23 protein-coding genes and 1 pseudogene are annotated in these 25142 nt (G+C 54.0%); 10 read left to right on the top strand and 14 right to left on the bottom strand.

Going from position 1 to position 25142, the window contains the following annotated elements; genetic code table 11:
- Positions 1 to 95: 95 nt before the first annotated feature.
- From FRD01_RS24105 to ybgF, 3 genes are all read right to left on the bottom strand, one after another.
- Complete coding sequence (locus FRD01_RS24105; protein WP_249755933.1) at positions 96 to 1112, bottom strand: RCC1 domain-containing protein; 1017 nt, start codon at positions 1110 to 1112, stop codon at positions 96 to 98.
- Between the two features lie 782 nt (positions 1113 to 1894).
- The gene (locus FRD01_RS02230; RefSeq protein WP_146957241.1) at positions 1895 to 2962 is read right to left on the bottom strand and encodes a LysM peptidoglycan-binding domain-containing protein; all 1068 of its coding nucleotides are present in this window, start codon (positions 2960 to 2962) and stop codon (positions 1895 to 1897) included.
- Between the two features lie 30 nt (positions 2963 to 2992).
- Positions 2993 to 4027 carry a tol-pal system protein YbgF gene (gene ybgF / locus FRD01_RS02225; RefSeq protein WP_146957239.1) on the bottom strand — a complete coding sequence of 345 codons (1035 nt, stop codon included), beginning with the start codon at positions 4025 to 4027 and terminating at the stop codon, positions 2993 to 2995.
- 189 nt (positions 4028 to 4216) lie between these two features.
- Between ybgF and FRD01_RS02220 the strand changes: the two genes are divergently transcribed.
- Together FRD01_RS02220 and FRD01_RS02215 are read left to right on the top strand one after the other, a co-directional pair.
- Positions 4217 to 6268, top strand: a complete 2052-nt coding sequence (locus FRD01_RS02220) for an Ig-like domain-containing protein (RefSeq protein WP_146957237.1) — start codon at positions 4217 to 4219, stop codon at positions 6266 to 6268.
- A 124-nt stretch (positions 6269 to 6392) separates the two neighbouring features.
- Complete coding sequence (locus FRD01_RS02215; RefSeq protein ID WP_146957236.1) at positions 6393 to 6605, top strand: RNA polymerase sigma factor region1.1 domain-containing protein; 213 nt, start codon at positions 6393 to 6395, stop codon at positions 6603 to 6605.
- Here the strand turns inward: FRD01_RS02215 and FRD01_RS02210 are convergent, their stop codons facing one another.
- Genes FRD01_RS02210 through FRD01_RS02195 form a run of 4 tightly spaced genes read right to left on the bottom strand, consistent with a single transcriptional unit; the run spans position 6606 to position 9932 of the window.
- On the bottom strand, positions 6606 to 7808 hold the full coding sequence (locus FRD01_RS02210) for a bifunctional folylpolyglutamate synthase/dihydrofolate synthase (RefSeq protein ID WP_146957234.1): 1203 nt from the start codon (positions 7806 to 7808) through the stop codon (positions 6606 to 6608).
- 10 nt (positions 7809 to 7818) lie between these two features.
- Positions 7819 to 8457: a Crp/Fnr family transcriptional regulator gene (locus tag FRD01_RS02205; protein WP_146957232.1), complete on the bottom strand. Its 639-nt coding sequence runs from the start codon at positions 8455 to 8457 to the stop codon at positions 7819 to 7821.
- 21 nt (positions 8458 to 8478) lie between these two features.
- Complete coding sequence (locus FRD01_RS02200) at positions 8479 to 9159, bottom strand: TIGR04282 family arsenosugar biosynthesis glycosyltransferase (protein WP_146957230.1); 681 nt, start codon at positions 9157 to 9159, stop codon at positions 8479 to 8481.
- Positions 9156 to 9932 carry a glycosyltransferase family 2 protein gene (locus FRD01_RS02195; protein WP_249755932.1) on the bottom strand — a complete coding sequence of 259 codons (777 nt, stop codon included), beginning with the start codon at positions 9930 to 9932 and terminating at the stop codon, positions 9156 to 9158. The genes FRD01_RS02200 and FRD01_RS02195 overlap by 4 nt, the downstream gene beginning before the upstream one ends.
- 43 nt (positions 9933 to 9975) lie before the next feature.
- Here FRD01_RS02195 and purM point away from each other — a divergent pair, with 43 nt between their 5' ends.
- Genes purM through FRD01_RS02180 form a run of 3 tightly spaced genes read left to right on the top strand, consistent with a single transcriptional unit; the run spans position 9976 to position 13236 of the window.
- On the top strand, positions 9976 to 11007 hold the full coding sequence (purM, locus tag FRD01_RS02190) for a phosphoribosylformylglycinamidine cyclo-ligase (RefSeq protein WP_146957228.1): 1032 nt from the start codon (positions 9976 to 9978) through the stop codon (positions 11005 to 11007).
- Positions 11007 to 12479: a hypothetical protein gene (locus FRD01_RS02185; RefSeq protein ID WP_146957226.1), complete on the top strand. Its 1473-nt coding sequence runs from the start codon at positions 11007 to 11009 to the stop codon at positions 12477 to 12479. The genes purM and FRD01_RS02185 overlap by 1 nt, the downstream gene beginning before the upstream one ends.
- Positions 12480 to 12486: 7 nt before the next feature.
- On the top strand, positions 12487 to 13236 hold the full coding sequence (locus tag FRD01_RS02180) for an ABC transporter ATP-binding protein (RefSeq protein WP_146957224.1): 750 nt from the start codon (positions 12487 to 12489) through the stop codon (positions 13234 to 13236).
- Here FRD01_RS02180 and FRD01_RS02175 read toward each other — a convergent pair.
- The 6 genes and pseudogenes from FRD01_RS02175 to FRD01_RS02155 all read right to left on the bottom strand — a co-directional run bounded on the left by FRD01_RS02175 (position 13185) and on the right by FRD01_RS02155 (position 19367).
- Positions 13185 to 14273 (bottom strand): ABC transporter ATP-binding protein, encoded by a 1089-nt coding sequence (locus FRD01_RS02175; protein WP_146957221.1) that lies wholly within the window; start codon positions 14271 to 14273, stop codon positions 13185 to 13187. The two genes, FRD01_RS02180 and FRD01_RS02175, sit on opposite strands and share 52 nt — an antisense overlap.
- A complete protein-coding gene (locus FRD01_RS02170; protein WP_146957219.1) occupies positions 14266 to 15351 on the bottom strand; it encodes an ABC transporter ATP-binding protein in 1086 nt (361 codons plus the stop codon). The genes FRD01_RS02175 and FRD01_RS02170 overlap by 8 nt, the downstream gene beginning before the upstream one ends.
- A 1-nt stretch (position 15352) precedes the next feature.
- Entirely contained in the window at positions 15353 to 16192 is an 840-nt protein-coding gene (locus FRD01_RS24820) for an ABC transporter permease (protein WP_430700867.1), read from the bottom strand.
- Positions 16193 to 16546: 354 nt separating this feature from the next.
- Positions 16547 to 16675, bottom strand: a pseudogene (locus tag FRD01_RS24815) (ABC transporter permease); the annotation flags it as partial.
- Positions 16675 to 17697: an ABC transporter permease gene (locus tag FRD01_RS02160; protein ID WP_146957215.1), complete on the bottom strand. Its 1023-nt coding sequence runs from the start codon at positions 17695 to 17697 to the stop codon at positions 16675 to 16677. The gene FRD01_RS02160 and the pseudogene FRD01_RS24815, both read right to left, overlap by 1 nt.
- 14 nt (positions 17698 to 17711) lie before the next feature.
- Positions 17712 to 19367, bottom strand: a complete 1656-nt coding sequence (locus tag FRD01_RS02155; RefSeq protein ID WP_146957213.1) for a peptide ABC transporter substrate-binding protein — start codon at positions 19365 to 19367, stop codon at positions 17712 to 17714.
- Between the two features lie 133 nt (positions 19368 to 19500).
- Between FRD01_RS02155 and FRD01_RS02150 the strand changes: the two genes are divergently transcribed.
- Positions 19501 to 20097 (top strand): putative signal transducing protein, encoded by a 597-nt coding sequence (locus FRD01_RS02150; RefSeq protein ID WP_146957211.1) that lies wholly within the window; start codon positions 19501 to 19503, stop codon positions 20095 to 20097.
- Here the strand turns inward: FRD01_RS02150 and FRD01_RS02145 are convergent.
- On the bottom strand, positions 20094 to 21437 hold the full coding sequence (locus FRD01_RS02145; RefSeq protein ID WP_146957209.1) for a serine/threonine protein kinase: 1344 nt from the start codon (positions 21435 to 21437) through the stop codon (positions 20094 to 20096). The genes FRD01_RS02150 and FRD01_RS02145 overlap by 4 nt on opposite strands.
- A gap of 126 nt (positions 21438 to 21563) precedes the next feature.
- Here FRD01_RS02145 and FRD01_RS02140 point away from each other — a divergent pair, with 126 nt between their 5' ends.
- The 4 genes from FRD01_RS02140 to FRD01_RS02125 are packed head-to-tail and all read left to right on the top strand — an operon-like array spanning position 21564 to position 25140.
- Positions 21564 to 22418, top strand: coding sequence for a 3-hydroxybutyryl-CoA dehydrogenase (locus FRD01_RS02140; protein WP_146957208.1), 855 nt, complete (start codon positions 21564 to 21566; stop codon positions 22416 to 22418).
- A gap of 60 nt (positions 22419 to 22478) precedes the next feature.
- Positions 22479 to 23258, top strand: coding sequence for an enoyl-CoA hydratase/isomerase family protein (locus tag FRD01_RS02135; protein WP_146957206.1), 780 nt, complete (start codon positions 22479 to 22481; stop codon positions 23256 to 23258).
- Positions 23255 to 24352 (top strand): acyl-CoA dehydrogenase family protein, encoded by a 1098-nt coding sequence (locus FRD01_RS02130; RefSeq protein WP_146957204.1) that lies wholly within the window; start codon positions 23255 to 23257, stop codon positions 24350 to 24352. Before FRD01_RS02135 ends, FRD01_RS02130 begins: the two co-directional genes overlap by 4 nt.
- Entirely contained in the window at positions 24349 to 25140 is a 792-nt protein-coding gene (locus FRD01_RS02125) for an acyl-CoA dehydrogenase family protein (protein WP_146957202.1), read from the top strand. The genes FRD01_RS02130 and FRD01_RS02125 overlap by 4 nt, the downstream gene beginning before the upstream one ends.
- Positions 25141 to 25142 lie beyond the last annotated feature (2 nt).

Below are 25142 nucleotides of genomic sequence, written 5' to 3'. Positions count from 1 at the left end.
CGACTGAGTGGTTTGGGGAGTATATGGATATCTACATGCGTAACGTCCGATAATATGTATTATGTAAACTCATGGATCTGATATCAATGTTTGGTTTACCATTTAACTGGTGTGGGAATGGCAGCGTTTTGTGTTGTTCCGTCTCCGACTTGGCCAAACTCATTCAAACCCCAACAAAACAACTTCCCTCCAGAAATTGCACAGGTGTTATAAGAATTTGTGACAACTTTCTCTATTGGATCAATCGCAACTGCTTCAGGAGCCAACACGGGGATGGTATTCCCTACTCCAACGCCCCCGTATTCATTCTTACCCCAACACCTTAAACCTCCACTACCAAGTTGGGCGCAAGTTTGAGAAGTCCCAACACTCACATCACCAACGTTGTTTAATCCCCCAACATAGGTTGGCGTATATTTCGCTTGAGTTGTTCCATCTCCCACAGAATCTCCCCAGCAGTAAACGCTACCCGATGTTGTCGTTGCACATGTGGATGCACCTGCTGCAATACCAAAAATGTTCTCTAAGTTGACTACATCGACTGGAGAGTTCCTTTGTGTCGTTGTGCCATCACCTAATCGTCCACCACGATTTGTCCCCCAGCATTTGGCGGAACCGCTGGAGGTTCGTGCACAAGTGTGTTGTCCACCGCTAGTGATTTGAGTCACATCAGAAAGACCAACTACTAACGTAGGTATCAACCTGTTTTCAAAACTACCGTCACCCAATTGGCCAGAACTGTTTAATCCCCAACACATCACATTCCCCCCAACCAATGCACAAGTATGATTCCCGCCTGCCGAAACAGCGTCCGCATTGGACAAGTTCGTGATTGTTGTTGGTGAAGTGCGGTTTGTAATTGTCCCATCCCCTAACTTTCCGAAGTTGTTTTGACCCCAACATTTCACTTCGCCACCTTCTACCAACACACATGTGTGATTGGCGCCAGCACTAACTAACAAAACATCTTGAAGTCCTTGTACTTCAACGGGGTTTGACGAGGAATCAAAAGTTCCGTTTCCCAATTGTCCGAAAGAATTATCTCCCCAGCAATGTACTGTCTCGTTCGTTAGCAAGGCACACGTATGAGAGTAGCCGATTGCAACTGACACTACGTCAACACACTCAAAGTCAACGCACAACGACTCACACCGAAAGTCGCAGCTTCCACAATGTTCTGGATTCGAACGAAAGAAATCTGACGTCTGGCAGACATCTTCGCAAATGAGTTCCTCATTCTCACACTCACATTCACCATCCAGACACAATTCTCCTTCATTGCATCTAACGCCACACCCTCCACAATTTTCCGACGAAGTGAAAAAGGATGGGGGTTGACATTCTCCTGCACAAAACTCCCCAGGCGCTTCCGCAGAACATCGTAGCTCTCCATCTTCACAAAGCAGTGTCCCAGTGGTTATGCATTGATCGGTTCCCAATGTACACATCTCACCGGCACCCAAACACATAGCCTCGCATGAGTTTTCCGTATTCTCTGCACACATTGTGGAGACCTTATCCTCTGCGCAAATCGTGAGCCCTTCTTGTGTACACGTTTCAGTTACAACCATGCAGGCTGCCCCCAAGTCATACTCCTCGTCGATGTCTCCATCACAGTCATTATCCAAACCGTCGCAGAGCTCGATTCCACCGGCGGATGGTACACATTCGTCAGATGTTGGGCCCTCCGCCACCGTCGACTCGTCGCTGCAACTCGAAAAAAGAATGGTTAGTACAATACCAAAACCGCAAAACCTTTCGAAACTTTTCATTTGTCACTCCCGCCAGAATTCAAAGATTAAGACGTGAGTTTATTGCTTCAAGTGGAAAAATCAACAACAAAAAGCCGACCACGAATGGCCGGCTTTATAGTTCTAGAGAGATGTGAGGAAGCTCAGAAGCCCTGATACATTTCCAAACGGTCACCAATATTGATTTCTCGACTTGAGTCGGTAATCACAGCGAGGCTGTAGTTCTTTCGAACATCGAGGACCATGAGTTGGCCCACCCTTTGCCATGGGATTTTGGAATCAGCCTCTTCACCTGGGGAATCCAAACCTTCAAATCGTTGGTAAACAAACATGCGGTTTCCAGTTCGAATCCCGTCATCGGCGCCCTTATTGACCCAAACGTAATGGTGTTCACCAAAATCAAAGAGCGCATCCACACTATCAACAATTTTCGCAACCCCATCTCGATCGGACGCAGTGGGCTGGACGTTCTTGACCTGACGCTCGTAAGGAATCAAATAATCCCCTCGCTCAATCTCTCGCCAGGTCTGCATCACAACGGCCGTGTCATGATACTTGTCGCTCACCTCGTCGATTCGTAACGTTCCCAAAACAAGGTATTTGTAGCCTGCGACAGCCTCATCATCATCTTCGTCGGTTTTGACTTCGCCAACTTCTCGGACCACCGCGTAGAGCTCTCCGACATTAGGTTGAGCCGCAGCCATCTTGCGACGGTCCTCCTCATCCATATCTTCACGCTCTTCTTCGGTATAGGACTCTTCTCCGAACCCCACCCAGACTTTGTCTAGAGGAGAAAGCATGTTGGCTTCTTTGGGTGAAGCGATGATACGTCCAGCGTACTCAATGCGGTCCGCAGAGACGAATCCCGCGACGGGCAGCACCATCTGACCGTCTTGTTGTGTTTGAGCCAGAACTTGAGGATCTCCAGAACCTGTGTCTCCACCCGTCGATGGCGTCTTCAAATAGACGATATCTCCCGGATAGATCCAGTGTGGGTTCGTGACGTGCGCGTTATAGCTCCAGAGGCGTGGCCAATTGTATTGGTCGCCATAGTACGAACCCGAAAGGTCCCAAAGCGTGTCGCCACTGCGTACGACGTGGTAGTCGGGTGTGCGACCGCTGTAGTGGACGGTCTGCGCCGATGCGTCGGCCGCGAAAATCCCAGTCAGTGCGAGGGTTGCGGCACTGGTAATGAAACGACGTTTAAGCATTCACAAACTCCAGTAACTATCCAAACGGACTTATTGTCCGAGTTTTTGGGCACCAAGTTGTCCGGCCTGTGTGGTCGGATACTGGTTCACAAGTTTTTCAAGTGTCTCTTTTGCAGAGTCTACCCTGCCCTGCCGTTCATAGGCGAGTGACATTTTCAACATTGCGTCAGGAACTTTGTTTCCGTCGGGGGTTTCTCGCAGCAATCGCTGAAAATATCCAACCGCTCCCTCGAAGTTTTCCAAGCCGAACTGGCACTCACCGAGCCAATACAAAGCATTGTCGACGTAATCTTGGCTGGGGCTGCGCGCTAAGAAAGCCTCAAACCCCTCATAAGCCGCTTGATACTGCCCGCTTCGGTAGTGGCTCAGCGACTCCTTGTATAGCGTCAAAGCATCTTTCGTCGCGCTCTTCTGAGCCTGTGTAACCGGCTTCTCCAGATTGGTGGCCGTGGTTCCCGACGATGTGGGAAGGCGCTCAGAAGTCACGGGCGGCTGGGCTTGGCGAGCAGAACCCGTCGTTGAAGGACGCGATTCGACATGGTCAGAACCAGCGAAGGCGCGAAGGGTATCATCGTTGATGATGACCTCTTCCTCTTCCTGGGTCACGCGAGTGTTCGCTAGGACTTGTTCCTGATTGGAAGGCCCCTCGCCATAGATCGGGCTGTTAGGGTCCTGATACGGATCGTAACCCGAAAGCGGAATTCTCACGGTATTGCGTGTTTCTTTTTGTGGCGGAGCCTCATAGCGCCCATCACGGTACGATGTTTCAGGCGTTCTTGACGGCGCATTTGCCACGTCTTGTTCGAAGGTTCCACGCATCATCCCACGGCGTTGAAGTGCCAGACGATTGGCTTCGACGCGGTCGTTGACCAAAAACATTTGGTCTTCGAGCTCTTCGATTCGAACCGAAAGGCGCCCATTCTGGCGCTCTGCCTCGTGCAACCGAGCCTCGAGCGCAACCAGTCTTGGGTCTTCCTGGGTCGGTTGAGTCGTCGCACAACCACTGAATATCGAGGTGCCGAAAAGCAGTGAACCGAGGATGAAAGGTGTCGCGGCATGCCGCATGTCGTTTCCTACGATGAGTCTTAGAGTTGGGAACCAATTCGAAGCCGATGCTAACACGGAGCAAAGGGGTGTCAAGAAAGGGGGGAAACCTTGACCCGAGATGCCGCCTCGGTGTAGCTTATTAAGGTCAAATTCGTAACGGTAAAAAGATTTGGATTTACCCAAAGACACAAATGGGTAGGAGTTAGGATGTCAATTTCTCGCCTTTCAAGCGCATTAGTCGCAAGTTTGCTGCTCTTCGGAGCCGCCTGTGGTGACGATACCGTCGGCACATCTCCCAATAACATGACCACACCTCCGGGTGTGGATGTTCCGATTCCCATGGGGTCGAAACTTCAACACACGGGCCAGTGTGCAGGACAGGTAAACTGTCAGGTCGACGTGACCTTCAACTCCTCTGCCCCGCTTCAGGTTCGCGTCATTGATGGCAACGGTGCACCCGTTGTTGGCGCGGCTGTTCGTTATGAACTCAGTGTCGGTCTGGCGGTAGGCACCTCACTTAACGCCGCCTCTGCGCAGACGAATTCCGACGGTGTTGCTCAAGTCGAGATTCGAGCTGGACAAGCCACAGGTGCGGCTGAAGTGATTGTGTCACTTCCTGGCGATACGTCAGTTGCTCCAATTAAGTTTGTCGCCGGTGTACAGCCTAAAGACTCAGCTAGTTACTCGGTGACTTTCGAGCACGCTGGAACGGCATCCCTTAGAGATATCAAAGTCTTCTTGTACAAGGCTGAAGATAGCTGCGACGCAATCCGAGAGGATATCGCACGAGAAAGAGATGACGACGCTTCCACCAATCCTGTGTTGACTGCCGAGTACACCGCGAATGGTGTTGCCAGCGTAGACGGAACCTTGCCTCTCGTGGTCTTCCCAGGCTTGAGCAACGGACAATCTTTCAACGTGGCAGCTCAAGCGATGTCTCGAGATGACGGCGAAGTAGAACTCGCTTTTGGTTGCACAGATTCCAATCCTCCAATCGAGAACGGCAACTCGGTCAACGTCATCGTTCGACTTGAGGACCATCTTCCGCGTTTGAAAGGATCCTTTGATGTGACCCACACCTTCAGCATCACGGACGCCATTTGTGATCCGCAGCCGAATGGCGGCTACGCTGGTGTGCTTCCAAGCGGAGTCTGCTTGGCCATCGATCTCATCGGCCGTCTCGCTACAGACCCGGCGAGCTTTATCTTGGGAGAAGGCAGTGGAGACACTGGAATCATCGGGTTGATCGTAGACTTCCTACCAGATGACGGCATCCTCGGAACTCTCAAAGGAGCAATTGAATCCTTCTTGGGCAACAGTTTGATTCAGAACCTTGGGAGAGACGCGCTCAACGAATTCTTTGCAACATGGATCGAAAACAACGCGCCAGATTGGGTGAAGGGTGGAATCGACATTACCGCTGATATCTACGAGTCACTCCAAGAGTTCAGGGTGAACGGCATCATTCGGATTGAGCGTGAGCCTGATCCAACACTGGACACGGAAACCAACACAGTGGTTGGCCTCTTGAATGCTGACCAAGACGGCAACCGCCCTGGTAAGCAGGTTTGGGAGGATATCATTGTCTATTGGACAGGTGATTGTGCATCCTCGGCTCCAGCTGCTTGTCGCGAGAGAACATTCAGCGCGACTGACCTCGGTGCAACCTCGTCCGTTGTGGAGGGCTCTTTCACAGGAACTGTGGTTCCGCTTACTGGTGAGGGTGAAACCGGCTTTGGTTTGATTATCAATGAGCACACACTGGCACTGAACTACGGTGTACTCATTTTGGGAATCATCGAACAAGTGGTACTTCCTTCGATCTTTGGACCGACTGTGACCTCATTGGAGGCGGCGTTGAACGAACTCCTCTTGTTGGTGCTTCCAGGTGGAACAACTGGATGTCAGGGGTTTGCGGACTTTATGGTCGATAACATCGGCAGCAGCGTTGAAACGATTGCACGTAACCTTTGCGAAAGTCTGCTTGAATCGGCGTCCGATGGAATTCGTGAATTCCTGACGGAAAACCTCACGATCTCTGGCGAAGACAATTTCCTTCTCGCTACGCCAACTGGCACGCCATGTAAGCTCGTCGAGCCAGAGGCGTACACCGGAGCTTGGATCGGCAAGCCACTTCCATACATTGACGGTCTCGGAACCGACTCGATGCTCTGTGAGTGGGACGTGAAGATCCGTATCTCTCAAGACACGATCATTGAGACTGACGGTACCTTCAGCGGAAACAGAACCGGATTCTAAGATCTGACTTTCCCCAATCCTAAAGCCACCCAGCCAACCTGGGTGGCTTTTTTGTTCTTGCGCTTTTTGGCACTACTTGAATCCACGGGCGCCACGAAGCATCCAAAGGGCGAGATTGGAGCTTATGATGCAACCCGACGAGACCTTTGAAATGCCAGATGATGATGACTTTCACGGCCGAAAGCGTGAACTCCTGCGCCAAGGGATCGAGCAAGGTACTTTGAGCTGGACGGAGATTTCTCAGGCGCTTCCCCCCGAACATTTTGGTGAGGCGGAACTTGAGGTCTTTCTCTTTACGTGTCGAAATCTCGGGATCGAGGTGGTTGGCACACCCTAGTTAGTCCTTCCATGTCGTCAGGTCTTCCGAACTCAAACCCAATTCCATCAATAGCTCACCGACAAGGTAGAGCGACCCGAACGCCGCAATCTTTCCGAAGCCGTTCTCTCGAATCTCTTCGAGGGCTTCTTCCAAAGACTCGAAGTGTATGGCTCGGTCGAGTGTGGACCTTATCTGGTCGCTTTGAGCGCTGCGTTGTGTCTTCAGCGTGGCGCTGACGATGGGGATTGACTCGAAAGGCGGCCTCTTCAGCCATCCAAAGACGCCTTCGAGGTCCTTGTCCTTCATCGCACCAATCAAGAAGGTATCTGGCTCGTAGTGCCGCATGAAAGCGGCAAAATGGCGAGCACCGTCAATATTGTGTGCCCCATCGATGAGCCAGGTGGCTCCGTTGATTTCCAAGGATTCTAGTCTGCCACGCCATCGCGTTCGTAACACCGCACTCTGAGCTTTTTCGGCATCAAACCGGTCGCCCAAATAGGTTTGCGCAGCGAGCGTGGCGGTTGAGATATGGCGTTGTCTAAAATCTGCTTCGTCTTCGACCCATGGCACTTCTATGGCGTCCGGAATGGCTTCAAGGAGCGTCTGTCGCGCGTCCTCGTGGTCCTGTCTGCCAATCAGCGTCGGTATGCCCTTGCGGGCGAGTGCAGCCTTCTCGAGCGATATCAGCGGGATTGTGTTTCCGAGGTATTCCTGATGGTCGAGTCCAATCGTCGTAATCACGGTAAGAGCTGGCTCGATGGTGTTTACCGCATCTAGTCTTCCGCCAAGTCCAACCTCCCAGATCGCGACATCCACCTTCTCTTCTTCAAAGATCTTGGCTGCCATCAATGTGGTGAGTTCAAAAAACGTCAGACAGGGCGTCGCGTCGGGCCGGCCGTACTTTTGCAGCAATTGCTTTCCCACCCGCATGGTTTGTTCACGAGATACCGGCGCACCATTGATTCTGAAGCGTTCACGGACTTCGATGAGGTGGGGACTGGTGTAGAGTCCGCACTTAAGCCCATGGGCCTCCAAAATATTGGAGAGAAGTGCAGAAACCGAACCCTTTCCGTTGGTTCCACCCACCACGATTGCAGCTTGCGCCTTGTCTGGAGAACCTTCCAAGTCGAGCGCCAGTCGCATGTTTTGGAGGCCCAATTTGACGGCAAAGAGGTTCTGGTCGAAGAGGCGAGTTGAAAACGCACGCCAAGGGTCGGCCATTACTTTGAACCTAATTTCTGAATTCGAAGTGGTCGTTGAGTTCGAGATATTTCAGATACCGATCGAACGCCACAGGGTCGGTAATGGTGAAGAACCCGCGCTTATCGATGCTGATGAGGTCGTCTTTGACGAACTCGGAAAGCAGGACCTTGATCTCGCCAAGTTCCAGTCCCAGAACATCCACAAGGTTGTCTGGAATTGGAGAGGGCTTTCCTCCAGCGACGCTAGATTCAGCGCGAAGCTGGTGGAGAAGTCGGCCTTTTGTGGTCCTGAGCGCAAAGTTTGAGAGCCGAAACTGTGACTGAATAAGTCGCTGAGACATCTTCTTGAGCATTCTGACAGCGATGTCCGAATTGCTTCGAATCATGTTTTCGAACTGTGCGGCGTCAACTTGAATCACCGTGGCGTCCGCCAATACCGTAGCGGTGGTCGGCCGAGGTTGTTCGTTCAGCAGCGCAATCTCGCCGCAAAAATCACCGGCACCAAGCTCTTCCACTGTAACGTCGGTATCGAAAACGCGTTTGGACATCCGAATGCGCCCAGACTTTATGACGTACATCTTCGTGCCTGTTTCACCCTCTTTAAAGAGAACAGTACCGGCCGCACAAGAAGTAACGCCCTTTTCTGAATCCTTGCCTTTCGTCGCCAATGCACACCTCGCTCAGAAAAACTAATGCCTTTGATCAAGCTCATTAAGCCACGCGATTGTGGCCTGAGGTAAAGGCTCCGTGCGAGAATCATCGCACAGAAACGCCTTAAGTTGAAACCTAAGAAATCTTAAGTCTTCATTTGTATCCACATCGTACCAATACTCAAGAATTTGAACACTCAATTCTTGGTTGATGAGGGCATCGAGAGTGGCATTCGCCACCTCCGAAGTCGACCACGGAATGCCCTTAAAAAGATGCTCGTTGAATTTCTTCAACCCCAATAGATAGTAGCCACCATCGAAAGTTGGACCGAGGGCTACCTCGTGCGTTTGGAGTGCGTCGAACGCATTTTCAATCTGGAGTCGACCGAGGGTCGGGCTATCGGTACCAATCAGGAGCACTCTGGAAGCACCGCCGTCAAATCTCAATCGAGTGATCTCCGAGAGTCTCTCTCCAAGATCACCTTCTGGCTGCACCACGATCTCTACGTCTCCCAGGTTTTGAAATGCGTCGTGGTCAAGGTCAGCCTTCGACCCAACCGCAAGCACAGTCTTGGCGTCCAAACCACCGAGCATTGTGAGAAGGTCTGAGATAAATGCTCGGTGCCCTTTAGCGGCGGTATCAGGACCGACCGTCGCAGCGAGGCGAGTTTTAACCTTTCCCGGTACGGGCGCTTTTGCAAAAACCACGACTTCTTTCATTCGTCGTCCACAGCGTGCGCGAAAATCGTATAAAGGATCTTGTATCCGGCGAGCACCGTGCCTTTGACGGTGCCGGTAATTTTTGAGGTCCCTACCCTCTTCTTGTAGCTGACTGGCACCTCGACCGATGGGATCTTGAGGCGGGCTGCCTTAACCTGCATTTCTACGGTCCAGCCGAAGTCGGGATCGCGCATGCTCATTCGTTCTAAGGCTTCCCAGGTGATGGCACGAAACGGGCCGAGATCCGAAAAATGGTAGTCGAATAGAAACTCCACCAGAGTACACGCGAGCTTGTTGCCCATGACCGCTTGTGGAAGGAGCGCCCCCCGTTGTCTGGGTCCGATGGTTCTCGAGCCGATCACCATCTCCGCATCGCGGACCAGGATAGGTTCGATGAGTCTTGGTAGCTCGGCGGGATTATCGCTGAAGTCCGCGTCTAAGAAGACGACGATATCTGGGGGATTGAGGCGCGCGAATGCAAGGCCAGCGAGGCAGGCCGAACCATATCCCTTTCGACTTTCAAAGATGACCTCGGCGCCAGCATCCTTCGCCTTCTGAGCCGTCTCATCCGTGCTTCCGTTGTCCACGACGATGACGCGTCTAACCCAGCCCTTTGGGATAGCGTCGAGGACCAAACCGATACTCTTTTCTTCATTGAGCGCTGGAATGACGACATCTACCTTCAGGTCTTGTGGAGGCACCATGTCGCGGCGTTGAGGCCACCACACGCCGCCGTTGGCGAGTGAGGGAGAAGATGATTTTGGTCGCGACATCTCGATGCCTTTGTTAGAGAGATGGGGCTGAAAGGAGTGCCAAATGAGCGACAAGTCCAAAACTCGAGCAGCCTCATATGAAGAAGCGGGCGTGAGCCTCGGCGCAGCGCAGGAAACCGTAGGACGATATCGAAAACTTGTCCACGATACACACCGCTCTGGAGTGCTCTCGGGAATCGGTGGCTTCGGGGCACTCTTCTCTTTGAAAGACGCGGGCGTGCAGCTCAATGACCCTGTTCTGGTCTCAGGGACCGATGGGGTGGGTACCAAGCTCAAACTCGCCATTGAGATGGGCAAGAATGACACGATCGGCATCGATTGCGTGGCCATGTGCGTCAACGACATTGTGGTGACCGGCGCCGAGCCGCTTTTTTTTCTAGATTATCTCGCGACTGGGTGCCTTGACCCGTCGCAGGCTGAGTCCATCGTAAGCGGCATTTCAAAGGGTTGTGTTGAAGCGGGTTGCGCGCTTGTGGGCGGCGAGACCGCCGAGATGCCGGGCTTTTACGCCGACGGCGATTACGATGTCGCTGGCTTTTGTGTGGGTGTGGTTGAGCGCTCAATGATGCTGGGGCCCGAGCGAGTGAAGGAATCAGACGTCCTGATCGGGCTCGCGTCGAGCGGCTTTCACAGCAACGGCTACAGCCTTATCCGAAAGATAATCGCCGAACATCAACTCTCACTTTCCCAACCCTTCGGTGAGGGAACCCTTGGAGAGGCGCTGCTTGAGCCCACCGTTATCTATTCGCGCGCCATTCGCGCTATCGGTGGATTGATTCATTCTGCGGCTCATATCACGGGGGGCGGTATCGAAGAGAACCTGCCACGCGCCCTACCCGAGGGATTTGGCGCGCGCATCGACCAGACGTGGGAAGTTCCCGCGGTGATCGAGTTCATCGTCAAAAAAGCGGGGCTTTCGCGTGAAGAGTGCATGAACATTTTCAATATGGGGATCGGCATGATCCTCGCGGTACCAGCTGCCAATGTGGATGCCGTCATGAGTCAGCTGGAGCAAACCGGGTATCGAGCGTCTCGCATTGGGGTCGTCACTACCGAAGCCGGAATCGTTTTCTAATGTCTCTCCGAATTTTACTCTCTCTCAAGCGCATTCAACTCAAGAGAAGCATCGACATCAACGGTGCAGGCATCTCGGTGTTCAAGCTGCTCGGGGGGCTCGTGATTGTGAGCCTGCTTGTAGCCACAGGCGTTCACTTTCAGGAGAGTTTTTTGGCCGTGCCTGTCGACACGTGGGCACCAGGGCTGCGTGACGCGAAATCCGAAGGCAGAGTCGCACTTGAAGTGGCGTTTTGGATCGCCGCCCTCTTGAGCTCCGCCATCTCATTTCGAGTCATGGAGGCTCTCTTTCGGCGAGATGATATCCGTGCACTGCGCGCCCTGCCCTTCAGCGGAAGTGAGATCTTTTTGGAGCGGCTGATCGTGATCTCTTCGGAGAGTTTGATCCTCGGCTTGTGCGCATCCGCAATCTTCTGGCCCATCTTCGGAGTCAACCTGATGCTGGGGGGACTTACGGTCACACTGGTGGTCCTGGGCGCGCTCTTTTCGTCTTGGCTGACCTTTGGAACCTTGATGTGGCTCGGGTCGCAGTTTGGCTCCCCCGATGGCGTGCGACTACCCGGAGATGCTTACGGCTCGTCGGGGGCGGGTTTCATCTATGCCCCGGGAGCAGCCCTGGCCGTCTCCCTTGTCGCCCTTCTCTTGCTCCAACTCGCCCTCGGCGATGTGTTGGTCGCGCAAAAGCTCACAAGGGCGTTTCAGCTTGGAATTTCGGTGGTGGGAACCCTCTCCGTGCTGGGGCTCCTACTCGCATGGAAAGAGTGTCATAAGCGCTACTACCTTGTCAGCGCTTGGTTCAACGAAGCGGATTCATCCGCTGTCAGTCTTCATGCTGAACATCAGAAGTCGGAGTTTGAAGCCCAGTTTATGGAAAAGTACGTGCCCGAATGGGCTCGACTTACCTACCGAAGGCTTTGGATTCAGACCTGGCGTCTTGGCGTCTTGGGGCGTTCGATGATGACGACCGGGTTCAGCCTTGTACTGGCCGTTGATTTTCTTTGGGCTCCGCTTCCCACATGGGTGTTCGTGGCTGCTCCCACGGTGATTTTCGCGCTCGGAAACCCCTGGAGGTTCGCGTTTGCGGAAGTTGTGGGTCCGCACCATTCTAGAAACCTCCCCGTCTTTTATGAGGCCGAAGTTTTCGCGAGATTTGCCGCGATCGGGGCTCTCTGGGTGAGATACGTGCCGGCTTTTGTGGGTGCGGCGTTTATCTTTTCGCTCTCCACGGAGAGAGAGGCTTTGGTTGTGACGACTGGGCTTCTGGGGCCTGTGTTTATGGCGGCTGTGCAAATCTTGGCTGAGCGTTTTTCAAGGGCCGAGCGAGTCGTGGGTTTCCTACCCATTTACACGGCCGTACTCTGGACTCTGGCCGCCACATTCTCACCCCTGGTTTCGTTGGTATTGGGTTTGTCAGGAGCAGCCATCCTGCCGCTCTTAGTTCCCCGAAAGCCCCTCAGACCCGTGCGACTATGATGAGGAAATGATGAACGTAGTTGAGATAAAAGGACTGAGTAAGTCATTCCGACTGACAAAGGCCGTTGATGATGTTTCGCTTGAGATTCAAGCAGGCGATTTTGTTGCGTTAATCGGACCAAACGGTGCCGGTAAATCCACGTTGATGAACTGCATCATGGGGCGCTTGATTCCGAGCGCGGGGCAGATTTCCGTAAGCGGAATCAATGTCGCCGACGATACCGTGGGAGCTCGAAAAAAAGTGGGTTTTGTGCCCCAGGAATTGGACCTCCACGGCTATTTAACGGGTGAAGAGTATCTTCGATATCTCGGAAGCTTGAGAGGCGTGGAAGCCGCCAAGCTTGATTCCGAGATCGAGCGCTTACTCGGCCTAGGAGACCTTCTGGAGGCTCGTCACCGCGTCATCAAAGAATACTCAGGCGGTATGGCGCGAAAAATCGCGATTGTGGGAGCCATGATTGGGGCCCCTCCCCTCTTGGTCCTCGATGAGTCGTTCGTCGGGCTCGATCCCGAGTCCACGTGGAGAATTCGAGAAGCTCTGAAGGTGCATTGTGAGCAAGGCGGAGCGGTCCTGCTTTCGAGTCATATTCTCGAGATGCTCGAGAAGGTATGTTCGAGAGTGGTGATGTTGAGAGGTGGGGCGGTGGTCCTTGACTCGCCGATGTCGGACCTCGACCGAGAAGGCGGAAAGGACCTTACGCGAATCTATTTGGAGCTTTCCGGCAAGCTTGGTCCAAACGCTTTGTCCATCGCATGAACCGCTGCTTTTGCGGCCTCAGGTGATGTCACGTTCGGAGCGGTCTTCCGACGCTCAGGGTCGTCCACAAGATGACAGGCCACGAAGTGTCCTTCCTCAGCTTCCTTAAACTCCGGAACATCCTTTTTGCACTTCTCGAAGGCAAACGGGCAGCGTGTGTGGAAAACACATCCGGAGGGAGGCTTGAGCGGGCTCGGAACATCGCCAGTCAACACAATCCGCTCTCGGTCGCGCTCCACCTCGGGATCGGGGATTGGAACGGCGGAGATAAGCGCCTGCGTGTAGGGGTGCATGGGTCGCCGATAGAGTTCTTCTCCGCTCGTAAGCTCCACCATTTTGCCCAGATACATCACCGCGATGCGGGTTGAAATCTGCCTTACGGCGGCGAGGTCATGTGCGATGAAGAGGTAGGTCAATCCAAACTCATTTTGGAGGTCTTCCAAAAGGTTGATGACCTGTGCCTGAATCGACACGTCAAGGGCGCTGATGGGCTCGTCACAGACGATGAAGCTTGGTTTGCTGGCCAACGCACGTGCAATGCCGATACGTTGACGTTGTCCACCAGAGAACTCGTGAGGATATCGCCGGACGAACCTCGGATCGAGGCCGACGATCTCCATCAACTCTTGCACGCGTCGATAAATCGCTTCCCCGGACTCAAGTTGGTGAACTTTGATTGGCTCGGCGATGATATCTCCGACAGTCATTCGCGGGTTCAGCGAGCTATACGGGTCTTGGAAGATCATCTGGAGGTCGCGGCGCAACGGATGCAGCTCGGAGTGACTAAGCTTCGTCAGATCTTTTCCACGAAGCTTCACGCTGCCTTCAGTGGGTCGGTAGAGCTGAATGATCGCGCGCCCGGTCGTGGACTTACCACACCCAGACTCACCGACGAGCCCGAGGGTCTCGCCTTTCATGATCTTGAAGTTGAGGCCATCTACAGCGCGGACGCGATTGACTTCTTTGCGAATCAAAGCGCCCTTGTACATGGGGAAATGCATCCGGAGGTTTTCGATTTCGAGCAATACTTCACTCATTCGGCTCTCCCCTACTCTCAAGCTTCTCGCCTTTTCTAACTCTTGCTTCGATCTCTTCTACCTTTGAAGCGGTAGCATGGGTGCCGAGCTCTGCCCCGTAGACCTCGTGGGCGCGAAAACAGTGAACACGGCGTCGAGGCCCAATCTCAACGGCCTCTGGCCAGCTCTTGGTACAACGGTCCTCGGCCCACGGGCATCTCGCCGCGAACGCGCACCCTGCAATGGGTTTTGAGACGTCGGGTGGCCTTCCTTCGATCGGAATCAGCTTATCGGCCCTACCTCGGTCGAGTCGAGGCACGCTCTTTAGCAAACCCACGGTGTACGGATGTGCCGGACGCTCAAAGAGGTCCTTCGACTGAGCCTCCTCAACAACCCTGCCCGCGTACATCACCACGATGCGGTCTGCCATTCCGGCCACCACGCCGAGGTCGTGCGTAATCAGAATCATGCCGGTGCCAAAATCTTCACGAAGCCCTTTCATCAGCTCGAGAATCTGAGCCTGGATGGTCACGTCAAGTGCGGTCGTGGGTTCGTCGGCAATCAAGAGCTGTGGCTCACAGAGCAGCGCCATCGCAATCATGACGCGCTGTCGCATTCCGCCAGAAAACTGGTGCGGATATTGGTCGAATCGCTCAGCTGGCCCCGGGATTCCAACCTTCTCGAGCATCTTGATCGCCTTGGCTCGAGCGTCCGCTTTGTTCAACCCTTGATGGATTTGCAGGGGCTCGGTCAGCTGTCGGCTGACCTTGAGAAAGGGATTCAAGCTGGTCATAGGGTCTTGCCAAATCATCGAGATTTGGTTGCCCCGGATGGCACGCAGTTCTGCGTCGGTTCGCTTAAGAAGGTTCTCTCCTTTGAAGAGAATCTCTCCGGTCACGATGCCTTGTGGTTTAGGAATCAAGCCAAGAACAGAGATCTGAGTGACCGATTTTCCCGAGCCAGACTCACCTACGACGCCGAGGGATTCCCCCGGCATCAGGGAGTAGCTCACTCCGTCAACGGCACGAACAATGCCGTCATCCGTTTTGAAATGGGTCTTTAGGTCCCGCAATTCGAGAAGTGGTGACGCCTCTTCCATGTCAATCCTTCCTGAGTTGTGGGTCGAGGGCATCTCGGAGGCCGTCTCCGAGGAAGTTGAGCGCGAGTAGAGTGACCGCGAGCGCGAGGCCCGGATAGACGATCAGCCAAGGAGCAGATTCCATGAGCTGTCGTCCCTCACTGATGAGCGCGCCCCACGAGGTTTGAGGAGCCTGAACGCCGAGTCCGAGGAACGAAAGGAACGCCTCTTCAAGCATCACGGCCGGCACGGTCAGAGTCGCATAAACAATGATCGGGCCTAGAGCGTTGGGAATCAGGTGCTTGAAGATAATTCCCACCGGGGAGACACCGATTGTACGGGCTGCTTCAACAAACTCTTGATTCTTCAAACTGATAACCTGGCCACGAACGATGCGGGCCATGGTCAACCATTGTATGGCGCCAAGCGCTAGGAACAAGAGGAAGATCTTTTGACCAAAGACCACCATCAGCAAGATCACGAGGAACATGAAGGGCAAGCCGTACATGATGTCCACGATTCGCATCATGATATTGTCAACTTTGCCGCCGAAGTATCCAGCCGTCGCGCCCCATGAGACACCGATGATGAACGAGACAAACGTGGCCAGGAACCCCACTGCGAGCGAGATGCGGGCGCCGTAGACTGTGCGTGAGAGCAAATCACGTCCAAGTTGGTCCGTACCGATGATATGGGTTCTGGGAACTGGAAGCCCAACGTATTCCGCTTCGGAGACGGCGTCGTCGTCGTCTGCATCAAAGCGGTTGACGATTTCAAGCGCTTCGCTGCTTGAGACAAGCTCAAGGAGCTTGCCCGCATCCTCATACGCCATAAAACCATCTTTAGCGGTGCAGTCGAACACGCTACGGTCCTCGATTGGAGCCATGCTCTTCGAGACCATCCGCCATTGTGTACAGGTGGGAATGAATTCGCCGCTCGACTCCATGCTCAGCGGTGCGTCTACATACTCGTCGTAGGAAAGTTTGCCGTCTTGATTGGTGTCGATCAGCGAGAATTCATAACGTCTGTAAGCCTCGCGGACTTCGTTGGCGTCTAGGAGTCCATCTTGATTCGCGTCGATCTTGGCAAAATCAAAAACGCCGGATTTTTCCACCGAATAATAATGAGTTGGAACGCTTCGAGCGCCGGGAGGTTTAGGCACCACCCAGCCATGTTGTTCCTCCATGACGAAACCGGTCACGAAGCGCGCGAAGAGCTCGTAGCCGAGTGCGAGTGCAGTGATGATCACCAGGAGTCCAGCACTCAGCGTGGCTGCCCGGTTCTTTCTCAGCCTTCGCCATGCGTCCGCCCACAAACTTGTGCCTTTTACGATTTCTTCAGCCATCAGTCGTCGTAGCTCACGCGTGGGTCAATGAAGGTGTAGAGAATGTCCACAACCATGTTCAGGAAAACGAGAATCGTGGAGTACAAAATGATGGTCCCAAGGACCAAATTGTAGTCGCGGTTGAGCGCCGAGCGCACAAAGTGGGTCCCAATTCCTGGAAGTCCGAAAATTTCTTCAACCACGACAGAACCCGTCAGTAGCGCAGCACTCGCAGGCCCAAGATAACTGATCACCGGGAGCAGTGCGCCCTTAAGGGCATGACGCATGACCACCATGCTTTCTCGCACACCCTTGGCACGAGCGGTTCGAATGTAGTCCTTGCGAATGACTTCGAGCATGCCTCCGCGTGTTAGCCGTGCAACGTAGGCCGCGTAGAAGAGTCCGAGCGAGATGCTCGGTAGCACGCTATCCGTCCAATTGTTCCAGCCGACCGCGGTGAACCAGCCGAGCTCGAGCGCAAAAAGCATGATGAGTAGAGGGCCAAGTACGATGCTCGGCACACTTACGCCGACCATCGCCACCGTCATCGTCGAATAATCAACCGCTGTGTTTTGCTTTAAACCGGCGAGCAGCCCTGCAGGGATCCCGAGTAGCAGTGCCACGAAGAGGGCTTGGAGACCCAGCTGCACGGTATACGGAAATCCAGCTTTGAGCGTTTCGATCACCGTCAAATCCGACTTCATGCTCTGGCCGAGTGAGCCTGAGAGAATCGTCTTGAGATAGATCGCGTACTGCGTCTCGCCCCAGTCTGCAGGCATGAGAAATGAGGTACCACCAACGCTGAGCGTGTTTTCTGAGGTCCAGAATTCGCACCCTTGAACCGGCGCCAAAGGCTCGCCTCGAAAGACCGGGAAGACCGGACGATCGAGTGCGTTCTCTTTGACGCACGCACAGGTGTTGGCTTCGCGCTCCTTTAAACATGGGTTACTCGGAGCTTGCCGAGTTAGCCACAAGGAGACCGTGATGATTACGACCAGCACCAAGATGCTGGAGATAATCCTTCTAAGAATATAGCGAGTCACTTAGGGGGCCCTGATTACTTCTCAAGTTCCATGTACTTCAACAGGTGGATGTCCCGATTATGCGGTTCAAACCCTTTGATGAAGCGACTGACAAGCGTGTTGTTGGTGTAGAAATAGATTGGAATGACTGGACCTTGCTCAAGCAAAAGGGTTTCGGCCTTCTTGAGAGTCGCCATTCTCGCCTTGGTATCCACTGTCTGCTGAGCTTCCTTAATCAAGGCGTCGTATTCGGGATTTGACCAGCCAGTGTCATTGTTTCCGTTGTCCGTAACCCACATGTCGAGGAAGGTCATCGGGTCGTTGAAATCGCCAATCCAACCTGCACGAGCAATCTGATAGTTCATCGTGTCGACGTCTTGCAGGTAGGTTTTCCACTCTTTGTTGTTGAGCTTGATGTCCACACCGAGATTCTGCTTCCACTGCGCTTGAATGGCTTCGGCGACAAGTTTGTGGTTCTCATCCGTGTTGTAAAGAAGTTCAACTTCAGGGAATCCTTTGCCGTCCGGGAATCCGGCTTCGGCAAGGAGCGCCTTGGCTTTGCGAACGTCGTATTCACCCATCGCGGCTGGTTGATAGCCGGCCATCGGTGGGACAAAGGACTTGGACACGATATGCAAGTTGTTGAGAGTGTTTTCGACCACAGATGTACGGTCGACCGAAAGCGCGAGCGCCTGGCGGACACGTGGGTCGTTCAGCGGGCTATCTTCTTTGGAGACGTTTACGCGATAGTAGTAAGTGCCTAGCATTGGCTCCTGTCTAAAGTCAGGATGCGTGAGGAGGCCGGTGATTTGGGCCACAGGTAGACCCTCTCCCGACCAGTGAACCTCGCCGGTTTTGTAGGCGTTCACCCTGGCATTAGCGTCCGTGATGATACGGAATCGAACATCCTTGATCTTCAGATTTGACGCCTCCCAATGGTGTTCGTTGGCGGTCATCTTGAGCTCGCGCTGCGGCTCGTAGCTCACCATTTTGTACGGGCCGTTCGAGACAATATTCTCAGGCTTGGTCCAGTCATCGCCGTGGGCTTCGATCGTTTTCTGGTGTGCAGGGAAGAAGGTGTAGAACGCGGTGAGTTCTGGGAAGTAAGGAGTCGGATGGCTCAAGGTGACCTGAAGCGTTGCCTCGTCTACGGCCTTGACACCCACTTTCTCCCATTCGGTCTGCTCACCCTTGTTGTACGCCTCGGCGCCTTCGATAACCCAGAGCATCTGCGCGTAATCCGCGGGGAAGCCTGGAGTGAGGACGCGTTTCCAAGACCATTCAAAATCTTTCGCGGTCAGAGGGTCGCCATTCGACCATTTCGCATCCTTTCTCATTTTGAACGTGTAGACCTTTCCGTCTTCGCTCAATTCGTAGGATTCAGCCATGGCGGGTCGCACGAGCTTCGATGGGTCGTCCAGGCCTTCGGTAGTTGGGCCAGGCATCATAAGACCTTCGAAGAGCTGAAACGCGATTCGCCCTTCAGGCGCGCCGCTCATTTTTGCGGTATCAAACGTTTCAGGGTCAGCTCCGAGAATTGCGGTGAAACCGTCGGCTTTGTCGCCTGCCACAAACTCATCAGCCTTGGCTTCAGCAGCTTGGGTCTGTGTGGACTCAGTCGTCTCCGACTTCTTCTCGCATGCGCTAACGAGTGCGAAAATTAGACTTAGAAAGAATGTGGTTTGTTTCACGCGGATATCCTTGGGCAATCGACCTTTGGGCCGACGTTCTAACGACAAAAACCAAGTTGTGTCAATCACCACCGCCTCGCCCGGTTGGACCCCGAGTACGAGTTATGGGAGAATCGCCGGGCGAGGAGTAAAGATGAATTTGAACACGATTTGGACGAAATGGCTGGCAGCTTTGGGCATGGGGCTCTTCGGAGTTGGCATCGGAAGTGCCCCTGGAGCCAATCCCGGTCCCGCAGGCGGCATTTGGCCCTTACTCTTCATGGGGCTGAGTATGGCTTTCGTCCCAGCACTGCTCTGGGTCCATGTGCTCTCGTGGCTGGTACTTCTCTTGTGCCTCTGGTGGCTCGAACGCAATCGTTCGGAGACACCGCCAGGCCTCTGGAGTGGACTTCTTTTTGGCGCGGTATCCTTGGTCTTCTTGAACACATTTGGAAATTTTGGCGCGCTCTACGCGGCTGGAATCGCGTTTGGCGTGGCAATCGCGCTCGATCTGCGCAATGAAATGGCGTTCAGCCGAAGCGGAAAGTTCTACGGAACCGTCCTTGAAACCCGCGACCTTTCGCGCGCTCATCTCGCTTCCCAAGCTTTGAAGCGGGCGGGAATCTCGGTGCATGTCCGCGGTCAATACTCCGCAAGGCTCAAACGTGGTTTTGCGCTAGAAGAGCCCCTTGAAGTCATGGTTTTTGGTGAAGACTTGGAGATAGCCGAAGGGATCGTAAACAAGACCTAGGCAATTTGGCTAAAAACAAGGACGAGGACCATGACGCAAATCAGGGCAATGATCACCATGCCCGCCATCACCAGTGTCATCGTGGAAAACTGCCGCTTCGGTTTAGTCGGGGACATGGAAACATCTGCTTGGGTCTGAAGGACTGAGCCAGACCCTGCCGAGCTCTGCTGTTTGACTACGTTTGTGACCATAGGCGATGGATCGATGTCCGGAATTGCGTCAAGCCGTGGGGCCTCCAAGACATCTCCACGAACCATGTCTTTGGGGCCCATGACTTTCACGGATTTCAGACTGCTACCTTGCACCGCGGTCCGACGCATATGTTCCGCGGTAGAGGTCTCAGAGATGCTGAGCTCATTTAGCGCCACAAGCGCCTCTTGGGCGTCTCTAAATCTCTGGGCGGGGTCCTTCTTGAGGCACCTAGCAATGAAATCCACGAACTCAATGGGAGCCCGGATTCCAGCCCTGACAATCACATCCGGCGCTTCCTCATGAATGTGTTTGTGGATCATCTCTTGAGGCGAGTTCGCGCTAAACGGGAGTTTTCCGCAGAGAAGTTCATAGAGGATGCAACCAAGTGAATAGATATCCGAATGTGGACCTACGTCACTTGTGTCTCCCCTGCACTGTTCCGGCGACATATACGCTGGCGTTCCGAAGAGCGTTCCAACCATAGTCTGACCATCGACGCTCGCCCCAATCATGCGTGCTATCCCGAAATCTACGACCTTGACCACCTGCTCGTCTCCGCCAGGCCTCACTGAGAGGATGATATTCTCCGGTTTCAAGTCTCGGTGGACGATCCCAACGCCGTGAGCCTCACGCAAGGCGAGCAAGACCTGCTGTGCGATCTCCAAGATTGGCTCGTACTTTAGTCGCCGGTTTGCGGCCGTTCGAAGCGAGACTCCCTGAATGAGTTCCATCGCGATGAAGAGGTAATCGTCTTGTGCGAGGGCGCCAAAATCGTAGAGGGTCACGCAGTTTGGGTGCTGCAACTTGGCGAGCACCTTAGCCTCCTGCACGAAGCGATCTTTGGCCATCTGAATAGCTGCTTCGCGGTCGCTCTGAGGTAGGTTCTTTTCGATCAAGCTATCGCGGCTGAATAGCTTCAAGGCAACATCTCTCTCTACCCCGAGTTGATGTGCGCGATACACCTTGGCCATGGTTCCACGGCCCACCAGCCCATTGACCACAAAGCGGCCCGCAACCGGCCACCCCATGAGGGCATCATCGGGGTTCTCACGATATACCTTCTCCTCGACGGAATAGTAGCCATCGCCCGTGGGGCACGGCTCCAACGAATTCGTGAGTTGAGTCTGACAATGTGGGCAAATGGCCATGATTAAAGCCTACGTCACCCTTTGGGCTTCGGCAACGCTCAAGACGGCCAGCGTTTGACGCTTGGTTTTGGGGCGTGATAGTCACTTTCCGCATTTTAGGTTCTCCAAGTTCAAACGAGGTAGCGTATGTCGCAAATCAAGTCGATCGGTGTGGTAGGGGCTGGGCAAATGGGCAATGGAATCGCGCAAGTCGCGGCTCTTAGTGGTCACGCAGTAATCATGTCCGACCTTTCTCAAGATGCCCTTGACCGCGGGCTCGCCACCATCACAAAGAGCTTGAACAAGCTCGTCGAAAAGGAACGATTGAGTGCAGCGGATCGCGATAGCGCCCTTGAGAAGATAGCGCTGACGACCAAGCTCGAGGATGCCGCGAAGTCGGACCTCGTGGTCGAGGCCGTGGTCGAATCATTGAAGGTTAAAGAATCCGTATTCAAGACCTTGGATGAAAACGCTCCAGCTCACGCCATTCTGGCTTCGAACACGTCGAGTATCTCGATCACCAAGATCGCCGCGTTCACCAAACGTCCCGAACAAGTCATCGGGATGCACTTCATGAATCCGGTGCCGATCATGAAGCTCGTCGAGGTTATCCGTGGACTTCAGACCTCCGATGAGACCTACCGATTGGTCAATGACGTCGCCGAAAAGATGGGAAAAACCACGGTACTTGCACAGGACTATCCTGGGTTCATCGTCAATCGCATCTTGATGCCGATGATCAACGAAGCCACATACACACTTATGGAAGGAGTTGGCAGCGTGGAGGATATCGACGCTGCAATGAAACTCGGAACGAACCAACCGATGGGCCCGCTCACTCTGGCTGATTTCATCGGGCTGGACACGTGTCTCGCCATTATGGAGGTACTGCACACGCAGCTCGGAGATACCAAGTATCGGCCCTCCCCGCTTCTTCGGAAGTACGTGGACGCAGGATGGCTCGGCCGCAAATCCGGGCGAGGCTTCTACGACTATCGTTGAACCGCGAAATTTGGCGGTATTCAGGGGAATTCACACCCAACCTTAATCCTTGGACTTGGTATGCAATTCGAAACACTCAAATATGAAGTAAAAGACGGCGTCGCAAGACTCACCATTAACCGCCCAGACTCACTCAATGCGCTCAATCGGCAGGTCCATGAGGAACTGATCGAGGTCGCGAAACTCGCCTCAAACGACGAGTCGATCGACGTATTGGTGCTCGGCGGCGAAGGACGCGCTTTTGTCGCAGGAGCTGATATCAAGGCGATGCTCGAGTATTCACCCGAGGAAGCCCAGCAGTTCAGCGAGCTCGGCCACCAAGCCATGGACGCTATAGCGGCGCTCCCCTTCCCTACCATCGCTGCGATTCATGGATTCGCCCTCGGCGGTGGGCTCGAGTTGGCGCTGACCTGCGATCTACTCTACGCCTCCGACAAAGCTGTTCTCGGACTGCCCGAGGTTGCACTTTCGGTGATCCCTGGTTGGGGCGGAACCCAACGCCTTGGCCGCCGCATCGGTTGGCATCATGCGCGCGAACTGATCTTTACCGGCCGCAAAATCAAGGCCGCGCAAGCTAAAGAGATTGGTCTTGTTCTGGACGTGTATCCTATCGATGAATTCGCCTCCAAGATTGATGAACGTGTGGCTGAGATCCGAGCGAACGGTCCGTTGGCGCTTCGAGCGGCAAAATCCGCGATTTTTAAGGGCGAAGGAGTCAATCTCGAGCAGGCCATGGTCTATGAGCAAGAGGCTTTTGGAGCACTCTTTGGAACCCACGATCAGGTTGAGGGAATGACTGCCCTGCTTGAAAGGCGTTCTCCTGAGTTTAAGAGGAAATGATGAACATAGTGCCGAATTCTGAACACAAAGCCATTGGCGAGCTCGCCAGGGGGCTTGCTGGGCAAGATTTGAGGAAGAACTGGGCTCGGTGGGAAGAAACCCACGAATTTCCAGTGGAAACTCTGAAGAAGCTCGCGAGCCACGGGCTCATGGGCGTCAATGTTTCAAAGGAATTTGGCGGGTTGGAGGCCGGCGTTGTGGCGTATTCAAACGCCGTGCAAGCCATCGCGTGGGGCGATCCAGCAATCGCTGTGACCATGTGTGTCAATAATATGGTCGCTGAAGTTCTCCAGGAGTTTGGCGACGAAAGACAAAAAGCGTTCATCCCAAAACTGCTGAGCGGACAAACGCCTGCCGGGTCGTTTTGCCTGAGTGAGGCTGGTTCCGGCTCCGATGCAGCGGGAATGCAAGCCAATGCACGTCGTACAGATTCTGGGTATGTGCTCAACGGGTCAAAGGCATGGATTACATCTGGTGAATTTGCCGGGGCCTACCTCGTTTGGGCTCAGGTCGAAAACGGCGGCAAGTCCTCGATTAGTGTCTTCTTTGTGGAAGAAGGAACACCTGGCGTCTCCTTTGGCGCACCAGAAGAAAAGATGGGGCAACATGCTTCAAACACCGTCGTCGTGAATTTTGATGACGTGGAGGTGCCTGCCGACGCATTGGTTATGGATGTTGGACAGGGCTTCAAGGTTGCGATGATGGCTCTCGATGGTGGGCGCATCGGAATCGCAAGCCAGGCGCTCGGTATCTGTGACGCACTCTTGGAAGAAGCCGGTCGCATCGGTTGGGCGGCATCGAGCTATTGGAGTGGGCGGGTCGAGGCAGCACGAGCGCTCGTCTGGCGAGCCGCAAAACTCAAGGAAGAGAAGGCGCCATTTACCTACGAGGCTAGTGTCGCGAAACTCTACGCAAGCGAGTGCGCCTCGGCCTTGGGGGATACGATACTCGCCGAGGCAGGCATTGAGGCTGCATTGAACTCAAACTTTCTCCAAAAGCTAGTGCGTGATGCCCGCGTGACCCGAATCTATGAGGGTACAAGCGAGGTTCAAAAGATCGTGATTGCACGAGAATTGGGAAGGAGGCTCGGATGAGGTTTACCTGGCCGGAAGAACTAGACATGGTGCGAAGCGCCGTATCGCGCTTCGCAAAAGACTCATTGAGTGTTTCTCACGATGACACCAAGCCGTTTGATGCCGAGGTGCTTCGCGAACTTGGACTCTTGGACATGGTCTGGGAAGACGATCCGAAGATGGCCGCACTTGTTCTTTTCGAACTCGCAAAGGCTGACGCGGTAGCCTCACTCGCTGTGCTCAGGGCCTTGAATCAAGCGGCAACAGGCTCCGATGGTTTGGGATTCGTCTCCAAAGATAGAGTCGTTTCTTTCTTTGCACCCGCCACGCTCGCCTACAGTGCTGAAGGAGCCCATGGCGCATCGGGATTTGAACCCGTGTCGCTCTACGGCTTGAAGTCAGCGGCCGCTTACATGGGCAATCAGGGTGCGAAATCCGATACTACGGTGTCTTGGATGCACTCGGCGCTCGCTCTGATTTTTGCGGGTCTGGCTACAGACGCACTGAAGGTTGGATACGGGTACGCCAACGAACGCGTGCAATTTGGAAAACGCATTGCCGATTTTCAGGGAACCCAATTCAAACTGGCAGAAATGAGCAGTCGCACGGATGCGGCGACTCTTTTGGCTTTTCGTTCTCTCGATGCACCTGAATTTGCCGAGGCGTCTCGTGCTCTTGCGCTAGACGCAGCCATTTATGTGACTGACGAAGCACTGCAGATGCACGGGGGCTACGGATACACGCGCGAGTATCGAATCGAACGCCTCTATCGAGACGTTCGTGCGCTGGCTCCCCTCTTGGGTACTTAGAA

The organism is Microvenator marinus (assembly GCF_007993755.1).
In the GTDB taxonomy this organism is placed as follows: Bacteria; Myxococcota_A; Bradymonadia; order Bradymonadales; family Bradymonadaceae; genus Allomicrovenator; species Allomicrovenator marinus.
This window is presented reverse-complemented; position numbering and strand designations above follow the sequence as displayed.

Bases quoted from the DNA above. Each gene is read 5' to 3' on its own strand.
- FRD01_RS02230 (WP_146957241.1), bottom strand. From the start codon at position 2,962: ATGCTTAAACGTCGTTTCATTACCAGTGCCGCAACCCTCGCACTGACT.
- ybgF (WP_146957239.1), bottom strand. From the start codon at position 4,027: ATGCGGCATGCCGCGACACCTTTCATCCTCGGTTCACTGCTTTTCGGC.
- FRD01_RS02220 (WP_146957237.1), top strand. From the start codon at position 4,217: ATGTCAATTTCTCGCCTTTCAAGCGCATTAGTCGCAAGTTTGCTGCTC.
- FRD01_RS02215 (WP_146957236.1), top strand. From the start codon at position 6,393: ATGATGCAACCCGACGAGACCTTTGAAATGCCAGATGATGATGACTTT.
- FRD01_RS02210 (WP_146957234.1), bottom strand. From the start codon at position 7,808: ATGGCCGACCCTTGGCGTGCGTTTTCAACTCGCCTCTTCGACCAGAAC.
- FRD01_RS02200 (WP_146957230.1), bottom strand. From the start codon at position 9,159: ATGAAAGAAGTCGTGGTTTTTGCAAAAGCGCCCGTACCGGGAAAGGTT.
- FRD01_RS02195 (WP_249755932.1), bottom strand. From the start codon at position 9,932: ATGTCGCGACCAAAATCATCTTCTCCCTCACTCGCCAACGGCGGCGTG.
- purM (WP_146957228.1), top strand. From the start codon at position 9,976: ATGAGCGACAAGTCCAAAACTCGAGCAGCCTCATATGAAGAAGCGGGC.
- FRD01_RS02185 (WP_146957226.1), top strand. From the start codon at position 11,007: ATGTCTCTCCGAATTTTACTCTCTCTCAAGCGCATTCAACTCAAGAGA.
- FRD01_RS02180 (WP_146957224.1), top strand. From the start codon at position 12,487: ATGATGAACGTAGTTGAGATAAAAGGACTGAGTAAGTCATTCCGACTG.
- FRD01_RS02175 (WP_146957221.1), bottom strand. From the start codon at position 14,273: ATGAGTGAAGTATTGCTCGAAATCGAAAACCTCCGGATGCATTTCCCC.
- FRD01_RS02170 (WP_146957219.1), bottom strand. From the start codon at position 15,351: ATGGAAGAGGCGTCACCACTTCTCGAATTGCGGGACCTAAAGACCCAT.
- FRD01_RS02150 (WP_146957211.1), top strand. From the start codon at position 19,501: ATGAATTTGAACACGATTTGGACGAAATGGCTGGCAGCTTTGGGCATG.
- FRD01_RS02145 (WP_146957209.1), bottom strand. From the start codon at position 21,437: ATGGCCATTTGCCCACATTGTCAGACTCAACTCACGAATTCGTTGGAG.
- FRD01_RS02140 (WP_146957208.1), top strand. From the start codon at position 21,564: ATGTCGCAAATCAAGTCGATCGGTGTGGTAGGGGCTGGGCAAATGGGC.
- FRD01_RS02135 (WP_146957206.1), top strand. From the start codon at position 22,479: ATGCAATTCGAAACACTCAAATATGAAGTAAAAGACGGCGTCGCAAGA.
- FRD01_RS02130 (WP_146957204.1), top strand. From the start codon at position 23,255: ATGATGAACATAGTGCCGAATTCTGAACACAAAGCCATTGGCGAGCTC.
- FRD01_RS02125 (WP_146957202.1), top strand. From the start codon at position 24,349: ATGAGGTTTACCTGGCCGGAAGAACTAGACATGGTGCGAAGCGCCGTA.